This window comes from [Limnothrix rosea] IAM M-220, assembly GCF_001904615.1.
GTDB lineage: Bacteria > Cyanobacteriota > Cyanobacteriia > Cyanobacteriales > MRBY01 > MRBY01.
This window is the reverse complement of record NZ_MRBY01000025.1, coordinates 39045-55125: the sequence shown is the minus strand read 5'-3', so window position 1 is coordinate 55125 and position 16081 is coordinate 39045. Positions and strand designations below refer to the sequence as shown.

The following is a 16081-nucleotide window of genomic DNA, read 5'->3' as shown; positions in this document are numbered from 1 at the left end:
ATAGAAACATCTCCCGATCTCTCGCTCTCCCATTCACCGCGTCGTACTTCCGAGATGCTTAAGCAAAACTCACGTTGGGTAATGTTGACTGGGACAACAAAGAAAGTTAAATATCGATTCAGTTCGTGAAAATTACAGCTACATTGGTTAAAACATGGCGTTTGCTGACACTTTGACTCTGACCAGGCATTTTTTATGATTTCTGCAAAATCCAACGACAAACTGCCGGAACTACAGCTTCCCACTCGTCCCACCGGTTGGCCAAAGTTTGGGGCGATCGCCGTACTGATGACCGCTGGCAGTAGCATTTTTGTAGGATTGTGGCTGGGCTTATTATTGTTGCTCGATCCCAACTCCATTTTGTGGCTCAACCGTTTTTTGCCCGCCTGGAGCCATGTACCCATTGCCCTGAGCAATCCCCTCCAAAATCTCGCTGAAATTGAGGCAGAACTCCAAGAAAAGCAGCTTAGCCTTGGTGCGCCCCTCTACCTAGGCGATGAAATGATTGTGCCCGTTTGGCAAAGGGTTCAGGATTGTACAACGACTCAATGTGAGGCAATTACGGCGTTACGGGTGTATTTTACTGAGGGTGATGTCACTGGGGAAAAGCGCTATAGCCTGCTCAGTGAAGTGCGCCTTGGTACTGCGGCTCTGAATAATTTTTCGGAATTTAAGCTGTTGCCCCGGGAAGGGGATAATAATTATTGGCTATCCCTAGAAGGCACTAATGTCACTTCAGATTTAACAACGGGCGATCGCTATGGTGTGCTGTTACATTACGATCCCTACGAAAAACAATTGGTAAATCTTCTCACTTGGCAAAGTGCGGCGGGTAATAGTCCCCGCTGGGAACAGGCGATCGCCTCCCGTGAGCTAGAGTTTGTGGTGGATCAGAGCCGTAATCTGGAGCCAGAATTTGAAATTTTCCGCGTCGAGCAAAGTCATAGTGCGCCAATTTTATTGCCCGTTAACCTTGAAAAAGCAGCCTTGGATTTACCGGTTTACCAAGAAGCGATCAAATTAGCTGAGTTGAAATTATGGGCGATCGCCCAGCGGCAGCTCGTCGAAATCAAACAAACCCTCAAGCCCTCTCAATGGACAGAAGCCGCCGAAAATCAATTTCAGCTCATTGCCTACCACAGTAAACGCGCCACCGAAAAATGCGAATCAACCACCCTTAATGTTGGTCAAACTATTAATCACTGTTTGCGCGCCGGGGACGTTAACGAAGCCTTACGTTTGTTGCAAAATAACTTTGATGATCCCTTAGTCGTGAGCACGGTAGTGGCCTTCCTAGAAGCGAGCGGCAACGATTTACAAGGCCGCCTAGAGGCTCTCCGTAGTCTTGATCCCTTTCGCGAAGCGGTCACCATTTGGCAATTTTTATCCCTAACTGCCCAAGATGGTTCCCAGGCGGCGATCGCCGCCATTAAGACCAATCAAAAAATTGACGATAAGCTCCAGGGCAAAATCGAAACAACCCTCAAAAACGTCGAAACAGCCCTCAGTCAGCAAACCCGCGCCCTCAGCGCCGATAGTAAATTAATGGGTCAGGTGCGTCCCGCCCGTCGTATTCAGCCGAGCCAGTGGCTCCAGCCAGAAAGTGAGGCGATCGCCCTCGACCAAAACCGTGACTGGCATATTTTAGACGTGAGTCGCTTTTTTGACGGGCAGCAGTGGCAGCAAGCCCCCTTCACCATTGATGTCTCAAATTTCGTTCCCGGTCAATCCCTATGGCAAACTCTGGGACTGGATCAAAACGCCACCATTAATGTCGGTAGCGCCGATATGCACCAACCCACCAGTCAACCCTTTGGGCAAGTCCGTGCAGCCAAATTCCGCAATGGCAAACTACAACTCCTTGTCGAAGGGATGCAAAAGAATAGGACTGGTTCAAACTTTGCCTTTAGTCAAACGACCCTACGTTGGCTCACCCCCAATACCCTTAGCCTGCGCGATCTTGCCGCCATTGAACCAGCTTGGGTAGACCTAATTTTAATGAATTTGTGGCGACATCTCCGGGCGAGCAATTTGCGTTCTGAAAATACTCCGCCTAGCCTCAGCACCCTCAAGGCCGAACTCGGTGCTTGGCAGGTCTCTCCGGTAGAGCTGACGGGCAATAACCACGCTGAAGCTCGCATCCAGATTTATTTAGATGCAAAGGGTAAATTAGCAACACCCAGTGTTATGGCGGCAAATGAAGGATTAACGGCCTACAATCTTATTTTCTCGGATACAGGCGACCTGCTCTACAGCGAACTAGACGATCCAAACATCACCCCATTAAAGGCGATCGCCGATTTACAGGATGGTGGCACAGCAGCCCTTGTCTTTCGAGATCAAAATAACCAAATCACCCTAAAACGTTGGGATAGTACCCGCCGAATTTTTAATGAGCTTTAGGTGCGAATCTTAAATTGGTTGAGGTAGCGCACAGGCTGATCCGGCATAAAGCGACGCTGATCAACAAAGGGTGGCTCCGGCTGCAGGGGATCCGGCGGTAATTTGATCTCAAAGGCTTCGGCAACCTCTTTATAGGGATCATTCGGGTAGGCCGCAGCAACCAAGGTATCCGCATTATCGGGATAGGACGTTAACCCAAAATGCTGCCAGCGAGCCATTTGTGTCAACAGCCAAATGCCGTGGGAATGCCAACAATAGTTAGCATGATCCGGTGCTTTAAGTCGCTTACCTAGGTCAAACCAAATAGGGCTATCTTTACGGGAAATGGGGCGATCGCCATCACCACCATAGAAATAGCGACCATCTAAAACAGTTTGAATATTGGAGCGGTGGGTATCGAGGGGTTCACTAGCAAGGGCGGCGATCGCCTCAGCATTAGCTGAATCTTGGCAATACTGACAACCCATCAAACTCGCCGCAATAAGCAACTTAGCAGTATTCGGATTTTCCTTAACCCAACCAGCATCGGTGGTAACCACAGAGCCGGGATGACCGCGCCAGACCTCACTAGACAAATAACCAATATAACCCTGACGTTTCTTCACAGCCTCCTGTGCCCAAGGCTCCAGACTGCAATAGCCATGCACAGCCTTCGCCTGTAGTTTATGAGGAAGCTCTGACGGCGCAAACTCTTCTAACTCTATATCTAGTTCCGGGTGGAAGCCCATGGCCGCCCACCAATAGCGATAAAGATAGGCAGACGTACTGTAGAGACTATCTACACCAAACGAACGGTTGGGCAATGCCCTCACATAGTCGCGGTAGTCACGCTTAAATTCTTCAAAATTTGTGTAGTCGATACTAGAGCGTACTTTGTTGTTCCAGCTATCTTGGGACAGGGTAAACACACCACCATGGCGGTGCAACTGCATTAACGCCACAAAATCAATGCGCGGATTTTTGAGCTGATTCATGAGGGGCAATGAAAAAGGCGTAATGGCAGCATCAAAGCGACTCTCTAGTAAACCCCGCTCTACCTCGGCCATATTGGGCTGTTTATAAAGGGAAACCTCTAGGCCAAATTGCTCAAAAAAGCCTGCTTCAATAGCCACCAGCCAAGGCAATACAGATATCGTTGGGGCGTAGCCGAGGGCAAGTTTTGTTTTTTCGGGTCTCCCCAATCTTGCCGGGTTAGCCACGGTCATGAGCGGTTGCGGCTGGGGCGGCTCGGTGGTGACAGAATTTTTGAAGGCGGGGAGATTTTGACAAGCAGCTAGTCCATAACCACAGGCGGCAAAAGTTCCGTATTTAAGCAAGTGGCGTCGTTTCATGGAAAGGTTACTAGTCTAAATTTTTTAGATTCTACGGGTTAGGGTGGGCGATCGCAATTCCATGGTCATTGCATAGATACAGAATACCCATGGTGACTAGGGAATTCTGGGATTTTGTCTAAGATTGGGAAAAGCAATAAGGTTCAACTGTAATGGAAAAGCGACAACTAGGCAGTAGCGATGTTTTTATTAGCCCTATTATTATGGGCACATGGCAAGCGGGAAAGAGAAATTGGGCGGACATAAAAGATTCTGATATTGTCGCAGCAATTCGAGCAGCAGTTGATAATGGCATTTCGACCATCGATACGGCAGAGATTTATGGTGACGGCTATGCTGAGCAACGGGTGGCTGAGGCGATCGCCGACCGTCGTGATCAGGTGGAATTACTCACGAAAGTTTTTGCAAATCATCTTAAATATGATGATGTCCTTGAGGCCTGCGATCGCTCCCTCAAAAATCTCCAGACCGATTACCTCGATCTTTACCAAATCCACTGGCCGTCGGGGTCATGGGGGTATGATGAAGTGCCCATGGCAGAGACGATGACAGCCCTGACTAAGCTAAAAGCCGATGGTAAAATCCGGGCGATCGGAGTGTCCAATTTTTCTGCGGCACAAATTGCGGAGGCCTCAGAGTACGGCAAAATCGATAGCGTTCAGCCGCCCTACTCGTTGTTTTGGCGGGCAATCGAAAAAGAACTACAACCCTACTGCGTTGAACATAATATTTCGATCATTTCCTATTCGTCTCTAGCTCAGGGTTTCCTAACGGGCAAGTTTGATCTCAATCATAAATTTGCGGAGGGAGACCATCGTTTTCGGAATCGTCTCTACGCAGATAAGGACAATTATCAGCGGGTACAAACGGCGCTAGATCATCTCCGTCCCATCGCCGCTACAAATCCTTGCACTTTGGCACAGCTCGCCCTCGCGTGGCTCATCCAACAACCCCAAACTTCGGCCATTGTCGGTGCTAGAAATGCTGAACAGGCGATCGCCAATGCGGGCACTTTACAAGTAGAGCTTAGTGAGGGTGATTTGGAAAAGATTAATAAGATTGGTCGTACGGTCACCGAGCCGCTCGATGATAATCCGATGTTGTGGGATTGGTCTTAGGGAAAAGGTAACGATAATTCAAGAAAGATCCCTCCGGCTTCGCCACTTCCCTTCGTAAGGGAGGCAATGAGTGTCACAGATAATGAGTGTCACAGATTTTGCCTTATTCCTTTTTGTCTCGATTCTGCTGAAATTTGTCTCCCCTTTCAAAGGGAGATGCCGGAGGCAGAGGGATCCTCGATCAGTCTGGGCTTTGCTTTGGGATAGGGATATCAAAATGCAAAACATCTTCCCGGATGCCGAGTTTGCTATAGAGATTTATGGCTGGATCATTGTCTTTCTCAGCATGAATGATAACGACATAAGCGCCTCGCACTGCGGCAATCTCCCGAACTTTCTCAATGCAAGCGGTGGCAATCCCCTGTCTTTGGTATTCTTCTAAAACGGCAAGGTCATAAATATAAACTTCGCTGCGGGCTTGCTCGAATTTCTGAAATTCATAGGCGACTAATCCTCCCACCACTTGTTCTGATTTCAATGCAACAAGGGTAATAAAGTAATCACAATTTAATAGATTTTGTAGATACTCATCCGTCGGTTGATGGTTGCAGTAGGATTTTTTGTCCTGAAAGGCATCACCGAAGACATCAAGTAACTGACGCATTAAATGAAGATCAGTGGTGACAAGTTGTCGAATTTCTGCGGGAGGATTGGTAAAACTCATAATGTGCGTTGCTCGTTAATCCCATGCTTCTGCTTTTTTTTAGCGTTTCACACCGACCAGAATATCTTGCAAAACCTTAGCTAAATAATCCCAATCGCGATTAGCATCGATTAAATCATTCGTCGCGGCGATCGCCCCAATCCTATTTTCTGCCACCTCACCCCACGGAATTTCCCGGCCATCATATCGTCACATAGGTAGCTCTTGCGTTTCGTTAAAAATACGAGCAAGTTTAACCAGCTCAGGAACGGCGATCGCCGACCAGTTTCCCTCTGTATTACGATTTTGCAGCACAAGCATTCGCAGACTGTAGCTGTGGGCATAACCTTCGATTTCGAGCCAAATTAAATCACTTTCTGCTTCGATAGAAATCTTTTCCTCTGCCATGAGTTCAGGGGCGATCGCCGCGACAGTATCCGCAAGTTGGGTGAGGAGGCGACAAAAATCAGAAAACTCTGCTGCCGTCAGCTCTACAGCCCAATCATCCGCCCCGACCAAGCCTTGAAAAGGACAGATTGAGTCCGGATTCCAGCCCAGCCGCCAACCTGTCCCTTTTTTTAAGATTCGCTCCATTCCTCTTTTGGTTCTTCATAACCAGAATCACGCCCATACATGTAAGTCACCGAGCGGAATTTCCAAATTAGTGCGTCGGACAAGATTTCAGCAGAATAACGCCATTCCCAGTTGCCTGCGGCAATGCCGGGAGTATTCATTTTTGCTTCTGATCCAAGACCTAACAAATCCTGTAGGGGGAATACCGCCAGATTCGCAACCGAACCCATCGCCAACCGAATTAACGCCCAGTGAATCCCTTCTTCGCCAACGCAACCGAGATATTCCGTCACGCGGGATTTTGCGTCATCGTCCCGCTTATCAAACCAGCCGACTGTGGTGTCGTTATCATGGGTGCCGGTGTAAACAATGCAATTTCGATTGACGTAATTAAACGGTAAAAAAGGATTGGCGCGATCGCTGTCAAAGGCAAAATGAAGAATTTTCATGCCCGGCAAATTATATTTATCGCGCAGCGCTTCCACCTCAGGCGTAATGACTCCCAAGTCCTCTGCCACAATCGGCAAATCACCAAGGGTATCTTTCAAAATTTGGAAAAATTCATCACCCTTTGCTTTCACCCAGCGACCATTCATCGCCGTTGTTTCGCCCTGTTGAACCGCCCAAAATCCTTCAAAACCCCGGAAGTGATCAATACGCACAATATCGACAAAGGTCAACATTGTTTTAACCCGCTCAATCCACCAAGCGTAATTAGTGCGGGAGAGGTTACGCCAGTTGTAGACGGGATTACCCCAGAGCTGTCCGGTTTCGCTGAAGTAGTCGGGTGGTACACCTGCCATCCATTTCGCTGCTCCTGTTTTGTAATCGAGGCGGAAAATCTTCGGGTGTCCCCAAACATCGGCACTGTCGTGGGCAACGTAGATCGGCAAATCCCCAAAGATACGAATGCCCTTGTCGTTGGCATATCCCTTAAGACTTGACCACTGGCGGAAAAATTCTGACTGGATATATTTATGGAAAAAGACGGCTTCTTTGAGTTCTTCGCGCTTGAGGGCGATCGCCTCCGTTTCGCGCCACGCTAAATTTGGCTCCCACTGAAACCATGATTTTCCGTCATTTTCTGCCTTGATTGCCATAAACAGCGCATAGTCTTCTAGCCAGTAGGTTTGGTCTTCGCAGAACTCGATAAATTGCTCTTTACGCTCTGCCGTTGCGGAAGTGCGAAACCGTTCACTGGCTTTTTTGAGCAAGGGCATTTTAAAGGCGATCGCCTTGTCGTAGTCCACTGCCTCGTTAGAAAATTCTGGCGCACTATCAAGATCACTTTGATCCAGCAAACCTTCTGATGCTAACCACTCAAGATTAATAAGCATCGGATTGCCCGCAAAGGCTGAATAGCAAAGATAGGGAGAATTTCCAAACCCCGTCGGCCCCAACGGCAATACCTGCCAAACCTGTTGACCACTCTTGGCGAGAAAATCAATGAAACGATAGGCTTGCGATCCTAAATCTCCAATACCAAAACGTCCGGGCAGAGAAGTTGGATGCAGTAAAACACCACTGGCGCGACGATCAAACATATAGTCAAGCAACGAGTTGAAATTTTCTATACTCGCAATGGTAACAGTGCTTTTCGGTGGCGACCCTCTGTCTAACGATTCCTTACGGGTTTTCGTTATGATTCGCGGATATCGGATTTATTGTCCTAATTTTTGATAACCTTCACCAAAAATACAGCCTTGGGATACTTGACTTGTTTTTTCATGCCTAAAATCCAGAAAAGTATTTTTTTGATCACTAAAAACTAGAAAAAAATCTTTAAATGCGTTTTTTATGTTCAGCGATCGCCGAGTCACAGATTTCTTTAACCGCAAGAGAATCCACCCTTTCATAACTATAGGAATTGCGGCGATAATTTAGATTACGACCATCCCATCTTTCAACAAATAAAACAGAATGGGAAGTGCGATTATTAAGGCAGTTTTGAATATTTGTTCTCACTAAAAAATGTTGATTTTCATCATCACCATCTTTTCTATACCAGCCTAAAACCGAACCTTCATTATTTAACGTAATGGCTTCACTAAAATACTGTTCTTCCCAATTTAAGGCCTGTGACCGCTCATACAAGCGCGATGCTTGGAAGAATAAAGAAGTCCATTTTTTCTCAGGGATTTCTCTAGGGTAAGACTGATAATTTTTTGTGGGTAGTTGATTTAAATCAAAGCTTTGTGCCTGAACAATTTCTGGGGCGATCGCCAATGTTAGTGTAGCAATAGACAACCAAACTTTATTCATGAAAGTCATACCCAAACCCCGATATTTTTAATAATCATCAAAAATTAATATGACATATTTCTTTTCTTAGTGTTTAAAGTTGTGATGAAGATTTTTAGGCGACTCCGTAGGATTACTGAGACATCGAGGCCTAGCCCTAGACACCGGAGAAATGACCGACAAGGAGCAAATACCGATATGATCAGACGAATTTCCTAGTGTGAGTTTGCGATCAATCATGTTCAGTTTGTCCAGAAAATTTCATCAGCTACACCAATCGGTTTACACTTCGGCGGCGATCGCCCTAGTTGTTGGCGCGACTTTGGTCGGTTGTAACCCCGCCCCCCAAACCGATACAAATACAGGCACGAGCACAGAAGAAGTAACGACGAGTGCCGATAGTCGGATTTTGGTAGGCACAACAGCGCAACCCCGGACAATTGACCCCGCCGATAGCTATGAAATCGCTGGACTAAACATTATCTATAACGTCACCGAAAGTCTCTACACCTATGATGTGGGCACAACCGAAATAGTCCCTCTTCTTGCCACAGAACTGCCCACCATTAGCGAAGATGGTTTAACCTACACCATTCCTCTACGCGAAGGCGTGAACTTCCATGACGGCGAAGTCTTCAACGCTGCGGCAATGAAATTTTCCCTTGATCGTTTCATCCAAAACCAAGGCAAACCATCCTTTCTCCTCGGCGACATTATTGAAAGCGTCGAAGCCACAGGTGAGTACGAATTAACCATTACGCTCCAACGACCCTTTGCCGCTTTTCCTGCGTTACTTGCTTTTGCTGGAGCTAGTGCCGTTTCTCCTGCTGCCTATGAAATTGGTGCTGGAAATTTTGCGCCGAATACCTTGGTGGGCACTGGCCCCTATGTTTTGACTGAGTTTAATAGCGACACCATTAAGCTCGACCGCAATGGTGACTACTGGGGGGATGCGCCGAGAAATGCAGGCGTTGATTTACAAATTTTCGGTAGTAACGCGGCAAACCTATTCAATTCTTTGCGGACTGGTGCGGTTGATATTGCCTACCAATCCCTTGAGCCTGAGCAAATTACCAATCTCCTCGCCGATGCGGAACAGGGTACGGTTCAAGCCCTCAAAGCCGATGGCACTGCGGTGAATTTTATGGTGCTCAATCGTAATCTTGCCCCCCTTGACCAGCTAGAAGTCCGACAGGCGATCGCCCATCTCATTGATCGAGATTTAATTAATGAGCGAGTATTACAAGGACAAGCAGATCCGTTGTATAGCTTGATTCCCACATCTTTCCCTGCATCAGAACCCACATTCCAAGAGGTTTATGGCAACGCTGAAATTGAAGCTGCCAAAACGCTACTCACCGAGGCTGGCTTTAGCGCTGAAGCTCCGGCCGTTGTGCCCCTCTGGTATCCGTCTGGCTCAACGACACGAGGCATTATCGCCACAACTCTCAAGGAATTTGCTGATCGAGAGCTTGAAGGCATGCTTGTTTTTGAACCCAGTAGCGTCGAAGGGGCAAACTTCTTTAAAAACATTGCCCAGGGCGTTTATCCCGCTGCCCTTGGAAATTGGTATCCCGACTTCCTTGATGCGGACAACTATATTCATCCGATGTTGGATTGCGATGAAGGGAGCGAAGCGACGGGCTGTGAATCTGGCGGAGCCCAAAACCAAGGCTCTTTTTACTGGAGCGAAAAAATGAATGAGCTGATCGATGCCCAGCGCACGGAAACTGATCCCGCAGCACGTTTAGCCATCTTTGCGGAAATCCAGGATCTAATGGCGGCCGATGTTCCCTACATTCCCATTTGGCAGGGGACAGAATATGTTTTTGCCCAAAGTGATATTCAAGGGCTCGCCGTCAATCCCAGCCAAAGTTTACCGTTGTGGCTCATTGAAAAGTAAAGTCCAAAAAATTACCCGCCCATCAGGCGATCGCCGCAGGATCAAGAAGCCCTAGAAAATCTATTTGTACAAGTACTAATCTAAATCTTCTTGGTCTGGCACCTTGAGAGTTTTGCGACTACTTTTTAGCTGTCGCCAGAGTTCTTTAATCCTTTGGTAAGCATCATTGGATGTGATTTTACCGTTTGTTTCAAGGTTGCAAATAATATTTACTTTCTTTGCAAACTCTTGCAAATTGGCATTAAAAGCCACATGCTCAAGCTTAAACTCACCGCGATAGCTTTCCTTCGGATAAATAAATTGTTCCTTGTTGGAATCCTCTGTCATGGCGATCGCCTAATCTTTTATGTGCAATTGCAATCTTTCACAGTGTAACGGAATGGCATCTCAAAGTTTGGCAACAAAGCAAGATAACGATGACTTTGTCGCCCCTAGATAAATCATGCCCGAAATTTTCCGTCCTAGGCAAAATTCCTATAGATAGAAAATAAAAAAGGTGAAACTCTCTAGTTCCACCCACCGATGACGCAATACGGTTAAAAATAAAAAATAAGAATTATAGTTAGCGCAAGACTACCAGCTAGATTTGACTACGCCGGGAAGTAGACCTTGGTGTGCCCAATCACGAAGAACGTTACGGCAGAGGCCAAAGTCACGGTAATAACTTCTGGGGCGACCAGTAACCTGACAACGGTTACGCATGCGGGTCGGGGAACTATCGCGGGGAAGATTTTGAATCTTGCGGTGAATCTCGAGCTTCTGCATCGGATCTTCTGCATTTTTAAAAGCTTCTTTAAGAGCCGTGCGCTTTGCCGCATATTTGGCGACTGTGCGAGCACGCTTCTTATCGCGCTCAATCATTGATTTCTTTGCCATGAAATTATTTTAAAGTTTTCATATAAAGACAGCATTTTTAATTCTACACTAATCAAGCTTTATTTCGTTGATGTACAAGGCGGGAAAGGTCAATGGTGATTGATTATCCTAGGGTGAGACAACTGCGAAGTCTAGTAAAAGCCAAAGGCAAGGAGGCGAAATTACTCATTTGAGATTATTCTAAAGGTCGCTTTGCCACACCAATTTTTTTTAAGCTGCTCACATATGGTCACTGCTAATTCTAGTCAATTGGGTTTAGCGTTTCATACGACAACACCGCAATTGGGTTTTGCGAGTCTCAATCTTGAAACGGGCGATCGCCATTCTCAGGTGTGGGATTTAGGACGTGCCCTGTCATCAGAGCTCCATAGCTATCTGCAAAATTTTATGGCAGATCATTCTTGGGAGAGCCTCAAATTCCTTGCCGTTGCGAAAGGCCCCGGTGGTTTTACCAGCACCAGAATCGGTGTTGTCGTTGCGAGAACTTTGGCGCAACAGCTTAATTTACCCCTTTACGGTATTTCAACGTTGGCGGCGATCGCCTGGCATTTATGCTCAACAGAAACAAATCAAAAAGTCGCAATTTCTTTACCTGCCCGTCGTGGCGAAGTTTTTGGGGCAATTTATCGAATCACGAGTGAAGGCGTGACAACAGTTGTCGAAGACCAATTATTTTTGCCAGAAACGTTTGAAAAATTGGCATTGGAAGAAAAGGCTATGGTTGGGCGATCGCCCGATGATTTAGGAATAACAGTTGTAGATGTTTTAGATTTAGCGTATCTCCAGTGGCAACAAAATCCAGATTCACCCTGGGGAAAAGTCACCCCTTTCTATGGCCAGCATCCTGTTCATAAAACTAAAGCTCGCTGAATCGAATGAAATGATTTAGATCAATATTAATAACGAGTAGCCATAAAAATATTGATATAGTCATGGTCAGCAAAATTAGTAGGGGTTTAACATGTTAAACCCCTATAGGATAAGGCTTTAAAGTTTATCTAACGTCTTAACTTTGATAGCTTTGAACATACTTTAATTTTGCATGCCAGCAAAGTATTAACCCATAAAAAATCTTCCCCTCAAAATTGAAGAGAAGACTATTAGCAAAACGATTCAAAGTCAGTTTAGAAACTAAGAAACCTGCCGTAGAGCATAGTGATTTTCTGGTGTCGGATAACCAGCTTCTCCGAAGGATTCACGAATCACTTTGTTGGTATCAAAATAAACTTGCCAGTAATGATCATTATTGCAATAGGGTCTCACCGCTAACACTGGCCCCGCAAGGTTAAACTCTAAAATCTCTACATCAGGGGCAGGATCTTGCATGATATTCGGAATCTTAGCGAGGTTTTCCTGAAGGAGGGCGATCGCCTGATCAGGAGCAACACTATGATTCAGTTGTGCCACAAGATCAACACGCCGATAGGGATTCGCCGAGAAGTTTTGAATATTGCCAGCAAAAATAGTATTGTTGCCGACAATGGTGCGCACATTATCCATCGTATCGATCGCCGTCACGAAGAGACCAATCTCCTTAACCGTACCGATAACCCCACCAGCTTCGATAAAATCTCCCACAGCAAAAGGACGAAACAGGATCAAGAAGACACCCGCCGCAAAGTTCGCGAGTAGACCGCTCCATGCTGCACCAATGGCAATACCAGCTGCCGCTAATAAAGCCGCAAAAGATGTCGTTTCGATGCCAAAATATCCCAAAATCGCAACAACTAAAACAACATTGAGCATTACCCCAATGAAGTTGACGAGATAGCGAATGAGGGTTGCATCAATTTGTTGGCGTTGGAGGAGACGAGATAGCAAACCTGTAGATTTGCGAATTAGCCAACTTGCGACGAGCCAAAGCAGGATTGCGCCACCCAGCTTTAAAGCAAGCCCTGTTAACTGTGTTTGTAAAGTGCTGACAATACCCGAAATTTGGGAGGTATCAACGGGAACTTGAGAAAAAAACATTGATATTGGATATGCCTATAAAAGTCTCCTTTCACAATAATCAAGCATCTTTTATTCTGTTTCTTTGGCAATAAAAATCAATAATGTGCATTACTCATTTACAATTTTGAGATTTTTTTATCGACTTTGTTCTATTAGTGCTAGTACCTTTTAAGAACTGCTTTGACTGGTAAGCTTTTATGACAGACAAAAAACAAAAAAGATAATGAGTTAAAGTGATTTTTATTTGAATAAATTACCTTTTGTGGATTACCGATAGAAGAGGAAGGTTTACTTTTTTGATGTTTTAGTCGTTTTTCTAAACTTTCCCTAGGAGGTCGTCGTTAAGATCAATAAATGCAACCTAAAAAATAGAACTTAAAAATCAACTAAGTTTTGGGTGATGTTAATCAATCTACTCGACAGGTGGAGGGTCTATTGTCATCGATCATGATGGGAGGGCGATATAGTCGATAAATATGTAAACTCACCATTTTCTAGCATCTATTTCAAGCAATTATGACCCACCCTAATCACCTGATTATTTTCACGCGTTACCCGATTCCCGGCACAACGAAAACGCGGCTAATTCCAGCCTTAGGAGCAGCAGGGGCAGCGGCGCTACAAAAACAGCTGACGGAGCACACTTTAGAGCAAGTTTCTGGCTTAACCGCAGATGTCACGATTTATTTTTCGGGGGGAGGTTTGCTGCAAATGCAAGCTTGGCTTGGGGAGCATTGGCGGTTTAAACTTCAACGAGGAAAGGGTTTAGGCGATCGCCTGATCCACTCGATTCAACAGAGCAAAAAAAATGATTATCAACGCACTGTAGTGATTGGCATCGACTGCCCAGAAATTACAGCCGAAATTTTAGAGGAAGCATTTGTGGCATTAGAGCAACATGATGTCGTGTTGGGAGAAGCGACTGACGGTGGCTACTATCTCATTGGTTTACAACAACTGATCCCAGAATTATTTCAAGATATGGCATGGGGCATCGATACTGTTTTGACGGAAACTTTGCGGCGCACAGCAAAACTAAATCTTTCTACTAAAATTTTGCGCCCTTTAAATGATATTGACTATCCCGAAGACTTAGCGATTTGGGAAAAAGTGAAAGCTGCAAAGGTTACATCAACCGCTGAATAATCCGTTTTGCTTGGGAGCCATAGCCACCACCAAACAAATTAAAGTGATTCAGCACGTGGTAAAGATTGTACAAATCTTTGCGATCGCCGTAGCCAGCGTCCAATGGCCAAACTTCGTTGTAGCCCTGATAAAAACTAGGCGGAAATCCCCCAAATAATTCGGTCATCGCAATATCAACTTCTCGATCTCCGTAATAGGCTGCCGGATCAAAAATCACTGGTGTACCATCGGCGGCGATCGCCGCATTCCCAGACCACAAATCCCCATGCACTAAAGCCGGTTGAGGCATAACATCCTGAAGAATATCCCGAATCCTAGCCATCACCAGTTTCGCATCCGGAAAGCCACCCCCCCGACGATTTGCCAAACGCAGCTGATAGCCAATGCGAGTTTCAGCCCAAAACTCCGCCCAATCATCACACCAAGTATTAATTTGCGGCGTTGAGCCAATAGTGTTATTGCGATCCCAGCCAAACTGCTCCGAGCCACCAGCCCTGTGCATGGCCGCCAGTTTTCGTCCCATCTCCTGCCAAGCACTCGCCCCACCAGAACCCAGCTCTAACCACTCTAAAACGATATAGCTATTACTTTGGGTTTCCCCCCAACAAATCGGTTGAGGCACGAGAATACTATCCGTCGCCTTCATCTGCTGTAAACCGAGAGCTTCAGCTGCAAACATTTCCGATTGATTCGGACGATTGAGTTTGACAAAATATTGTTGACCAAGCCCCGTAATTTTGTAACCCTCATTAATACAGCCACCACCAACAGAACCTTGAGTTTCCAGCTCAAATTTATGGCCCGTCACAGCTGTAATATGGCTCGCAATATCTTGCCAGAAACCACTCATTGTCATTCTCCTATCAGTCCGGAAATTCTTAGAGTTTCAGCTTAAAAGCTTTTACTGTCTTAAACTATTTGGCGATCGCCTCCGGAGCGAGGGGAAAACCCAACTCTTCCCGCTGCGCAAGATAAAGATGAGCCACCTGCCGCGCCATATTCCGAATACGACCGATATAACGCGTGCGCTCCGCCACCGCAATCACACCACGAGCATCCAGCAAATTAAACGAATGAGAGCATTTCAAAACATAATCCAAAGCAGGCATCACCAGCTCTTTCTCAATCAACTGCTGGGCTTCCTCCTCATACAATGCAAACAACTTAAACAGTAAATCTGGATTAGACGCTTCAAAATTGTAAGTACATTGCTCAATCTCACTTTGGAGGAAAATATCACCGTAATTTGTGGTGTCATTCCAGCGAATTTTTGTGATGGCATCCACCTCTTGCAGATACATCGCCAAACGCTCTAAACCATAGGTAATCTCAATACAAACAGGACGGCAGTCAATACCGCCACACTGCTGAAAATAGGTGAATTGCGTAATTTCCATACCATCCAGCCAAACTTCCCAGCCCACACCCCATGCGCCGAGAGTTGGCGATTCCCAGTTGTCCTCGACAAAGCGAATGTCATGATCCTCAGGATGGATCCCCAGCGCCTTCAGGGACTCAATATAAATCTCTTGAATATTATCCGGTGATGGTTTGATGATGACTTGATACTGATAATAATGCTGGACGCGATTTGGATTTTCGCCGTAGCGTCCATCGGTAGGGCGGCGACAGGGCTCAACATAGGCGACAGACCAAGGCTCCGGTCCGATCGCCCGCAAAAATGTATGGTGACTCATGGTGCCTGCCCCTTTTTCTGTGTCGTAGGGCTGGGCGATGAGACAGCCGCGATCGCTCCAAAACTGATTTAATGTGGCGATGATAGATTGAAAATTTAACGACACGCTTCTTTGCCTCAAACGCTCTTTGCGAATTAGTTATTGTCCCATAAGAAGATAGCACAACGCCTTACTGGTCAATGATTCTCCTGCCAACG

General features: G+C 46.1%; 15 protein-coding genes. 5 read left to right on the top strand and 10 right to left on the bottom strand.

The window, feature by feature from the left end:
- The first annotated feature begins 195 nt into the window (after window positions 1-195).
- A complete protein-coding gene (locus tag NIES208_RS11165; protein WP_075892732.1) occupies window positions 196-2403 on the top strand; it encodes a hypothetical protein in 2208 nt (735 codons plus the stop codon).
- On the opposite strand, the gene NIES208_RS11160 is transcribed toward NIES208_RS11165, so the two are convergent.
- Window positions 2400-3734 carry a CmpA/NrtA family ABC transporter substrate-binding protein gene (locus NIES208_RS11160; protein ID WP_075892730.1) on the bottom strand — a complete coding sequence of 445 codons (1335 nt, stop codon included), beginning with the start codon at window positions 3732-3734 and terminating at the stop codon, window positions 2400-2402. The genes NIES208_RS11165 and NIES208_RS11160 overlap by 4 nt on opposite strands.
- Window positions 3735-3886: 152 nt before the next feature.
- Here NIES208_RS11160 and NIES208_RS11155 point away from each other — a divergent pair, with 152 nt between their 5' ends.
- Window positions 3887-4852: an aldo/keto reductase gene (locus NIES208_RS11155; RefSeq protein WP_075892728.1), complete on the top strand. Its 966-nt coding sequence runs from the start codon at window positions 3887-3889 to the stop codon at window positions 4850-4852.
- A 181-nt stretch (window positions 4853-5033) separates the two neighbouring features.
- On the opposite strand, the gene NIES208_RS11150 is transcribed toward NIES208_RS11155, so the two are convergent.
- The 4 genes from NIES208_RS11150 to NIES208_RS11135 all read right to left on the bottom strand — a co-directional run bounded on the left by NIES208_RS11150 (window position 5034) and on the right by NIES208_RS11135 (window position 8330).
- On the bottom strand, window positions 5034-5516 hold the full coding sequence (locus NIES208_RS11150; protein ID WP_075892726.1) for an AAC(3)-I family aminoglycoside N-acetyltransferase: 483 nt from the start codon (window positions 5514-5516) through the stop codon (window positions 5034-5036).
- Window positions 5517-5705: 189 nt separating this feature from the next.
- A complete protein-coding gene (locus NIES208_RS11145; protein WP_075892724.1) occupies window positions 5706-6089 on the bottom strand; it encodes a DUF1818 family protein in 384 nt (127 codons plus the stop codon).
- Complete coding sequence (gene malQ / locus NIES208_RS11140) at window positions 6074-7612, bottom strand: 4-alpha-glucanotransferase (RefSeq protein WP_075892722.1); 1539 nt, start codon at window positions 7610-7612, stop codon at window positions 6074-6076. The genes NIES208_RS11145 and malQ overlap by 16 nt, the downstream gene beginning before the upstream one ends.
- Window positions 7613-7850: 238 nt before the next feature.
- The gene (locus NIES208_RS11135; RefSeq protein WP_075892720.1) at window positions 7851-8330 is read right to left on the bottom strand and encodes a hypothetical protein; all 480 of its coding nucleotides are present in this window, start codon (window positions 8328-8330) and stop codon (window positions 7851-7853) included.
- A gap of 217 nt (window positions 8331-8547) precedes the next feature.
- On the opposite strand from NIES208_RS11135, the gene NIES208_RS11130 reads away from it, so the two are divergent.
- Window positions 8548-10212 carry an ABC transporter substrate-binding protein gene (locus tag NIES208_RS11130; protein WP_075892718.1) on the top strand — a complete coding sequence of 555 codons (1665 nt, stop codon included), beginning with the start codon at window positions 8548-8550 and terminating at the stop codon, window positions 10210-10212.
- A gap of 75 nt (window positions 10213-10287) precedes the next feature.
- On the opposite strand, the gene NIES208_RS11125 is transcribed toward NIES208_RS11130, so the two are convergent.
- The gene (locus NIES208_RS11125; protein ID WP_075892716.1) at window positions 10288-10539 is read right to left on the bottom strand and encodes a DUF7219 family protein; all 252 of its coding nucleotides are present in this window, start codon (window positions 10537-10539) and stop codon (window positions 10288-10290) included.
- Between the two features lie 246 nt (window positions 10540-10785).
- Window positions 10786-11088 carry a 30S ribosomal protein S14 gene (gene rpsN, locus NIES208_RS11120; RefSeq protein ID WP_075892714.1) on the bottom strand — a complete coding sequence of 101 codons (303 nt, stop codon included), beginning with the start codon at window positions 11086-11088 and terminating at the stop codon, window positions 10786-10788.
- A 225-nt stretch (window positions 11089-11313) separates the two neighbouring features.
- Here rpsN and tsaB point away from each other — a divergent pair, with 225 nt between their 5' ends.
- The gene (gene tsaB, locus NIES208_RS11115; RefSeq protein WP_075892712.1) at window positions 11314-11958 is read left to right on the top strand and encodes a tRNA (adenosine(37)-N6)-threonylcarbamoyltransferase complex dimerization subunit type 1 TsaB; all 645 of its coding nucleotides are present in this window, start codon (window positions 11314-11316) and stop codon (window positions 11956-11958) included.
- Between the two features lie 261 nt (window positions 11959-12219).
- Here tsaB and NIES208_RS11110 read toward each other — a convergent pair whose 3' ends face one another.
- Window positions 12220-13059 carry a mechanosensitive ion channel family protein gene (locus tag NIES208_RS11110; RefSeq protein ID WP_075892710.1) on the bottom strand — a complete coding sequence of 280 codons (840 nt, stop codon included), beginning with the start codon at window positions 13057-13059 and terminating at the stop codon, window positions 12220-12222.
- Window positions 13060-13557: 498 nt separating this feature from the next.
- Here NIES208_RS11110 and NIES208_RS11105 point away from each other — a divergent pair, with 498 nt between their 5' ends.
- Window positions 13558-14187 carry a TIGR04282 family arsenosugar biosynthesis glycosyltransferase gene (locus tag NIES208_RS11105; protein ID WP_075892708.1) on the top strand — a complete coding sequence of 210 codons (630 nt, stop codon included), beginning with the start codon at window positions 13558-13560 and terminating at the stop codon, window positions 14185-14187.
- On the opposite strand, the gene NIES208_RS11100 is transcribed toward NIES208_RS11105, so the two are convergent.
- Both NIES208_RS11100 and glyQ read right to left on the bottom strand, forming a co-directional pair.
- Entirely contained in the window at window positions 14168-15037 is an 870-nt protein-coding gene (locus NIES208_RS11100) for a fructosamine kinase family protein (protein ID WP_075892706.1), read from the bottom strand. The two genes, NIES208_RS11105 and NIES208_RS11100, sit on opposite strands and share 20 nt — an antisense overlap.
- Window positions 15038-15101: 64 nt before the next feature.
- Window positions 15102-15989, bottom strand: a complete 888-nt coding sequence (gene glyQ, locus NIES208_RS11095; RefSeq protein ID WP_075892704.1) for a glycine--tRNA ligase subunit alpha — start codon at window positions 15987-15989, stop codon at window positions 15102-15104.
- Window positions 15990-16081 lie beyond the last annotated feature (92 nt).

Coding starts and splice junctions, on each gene's coding strand:
- NIES208_RS11165 (WP_075892732.1), top strand. CDS start 196: ATGATTTCTGCAAAATCCAACGACAAACTGCCGGAACTACAGCTTCCC.
- NIES208_RS11160 (WP_075892730.1), bottom strand. CDS start 3,734: ATGAAACGACGCCACTTGCTTAAATACGGAACTTTTGCCGCCTGTGGT.
- NIES208_RS11155 (WP_075892728.1), top strand. CDS start 3,887: ATGGAAAAGCGACAACTAGGCAGTAGCGATGTTTTTATTAGCCCTATT.
- NIES208_RS11150 (WP_075892726.1), bottom strand. CDS start 5,516: ATGAGTTTTACCAATCCTCCCGCAGAAATTCGACAACTTGTCACCACT.
- NIES208_RS11145 (WP_075892724.1), bottom strand. CDS start 6,089: ATGGAGCGAATCTTAAAAAAAGGGACAGGTTGGCGGCTGGGCTGGAAT.
- malQ (WP_075892722.1), bottom strand. CDS start 7,612: ATGTTTGATCGTCGCGCCAGTGGTGTTTTACTGCATCCAACTTCTCTG.
- NIES208_RS11135 (WP_075892720.1), bottom strand. CDS start 8,330: ATGAATAAAGTTTGGTTGTCTATTGCTACACTAACATTGGCGATCGCC.
- NIES208_RS11130 (WP_075892718.1), top strand. CDS start 8,548: ATGTTCAGTTTGTCCAGAAAATTTCATCAGCTACACCAATCGGTTTAC.
- NIES208_RS11125 (WP_075892716.1), bottom strand. CDS start 10,539: ATGACAGAGGATTCCAACAAGGAACAATTTATTTATCCGAAGGAAAGC.
- rpsN (WP_075892714.1), bottom strand. CDS start 11,088: ATGGCAAAGAAATCAATGATTGAGCGCGATAAGAAGCGTGCTCGCACA.
- tsaB (WP_075892712.1), top strand. CDS start 11,314: ATGGTCACTGCTAATTCTAGTCAATTGGGTTTAGCGTTTCATACGACA.
- NIES208_RS11110 (WP_075892710.1), bottom strand. CDS start 13,059: ATGTTTTTTTCTCAAGTTCCCGTTGATACCTCCCAAATTTCGGGTATT.
- NIES208_RS11105 (WP_075892708.1), top strand. CDS start 13,558: ATGACCCACCCTAATCACCTGATTATTTTCACGCGTTACCCGATTCCC.
- NIES208_RS11100 (WP_075892706.1), bottom strand. CDS start 15,037: ATGAGTGGTTTCTGGCAAGATATTGCGAGCCATATTACAGCTGTGACG.